This window comes from Patulibacter ginsengiterrae (assembly GCF_056269115.1).
In genome coordinates this window covers 1-523 of the sequence record NZ_JBWDOG010000053.1, presented here as the reverse complement: position 1 = coordinate 523, position 523 = coordinate 1, and the positions used below count along the sequence as shown (strand labels likewise).

Sequence of the window (523 nt, the reverse complement as noted above, 5' to 3'; positions counted from 1 at the left end):
GAAATGGTCAACAACGCTCATCTCATCTTTGTTGAACTGCGCTGCTAAAGTTTTTTCAGCTAGAGCAAAACCAACTGCGTTTGCAATCCCCTGACCAAGTGGGCCAGTCGTAGTTTCAATACCTGGTGCATAACCTAATTCTGGGTGACCCGGCGTTTTAGAGTGCAGTTGACGGAATGCTTTTAAATCTTCAATTGATAAATCATAGCCCGTAAGGTGCAATAACGCATATTGCAGCATAGAGCCATGACCATTTGATAGTACAAAACGGTCACGGTTCGCCCATTGAGGGTTAGTCGGGTTATGGTTGAAAAACTCACGCCATACCACATCAGCGATATCAGCCATCCCCATTGGCGCACCTGGATGTCCAGAGTTTGCTTTTTGCACAGCATCCATTGCCAATACACGAATTGCGTTTGCAATACGACGTTCGTTAAGCGGGGTTGTCATAGGTCAGAGTCCAAACAAATGATTTAAAGAGTAAGATGAATAGAATTCAAAGATAGGTGTATTGTCTTAA

1 pseudogene is annotated in these 523 nt (G+C 43.8%); it reads right to left on the bottom strand.

Annotation, left to right across the window (positions count from 1 at the left end):
• Positions 1-453, bottom strand: a pseudogene (locus tag ACVUH9_RS22265) (transketolase); the annotation flags it as partial.
• Positions 454-523 lie beyond the last annotated feature (70 nt).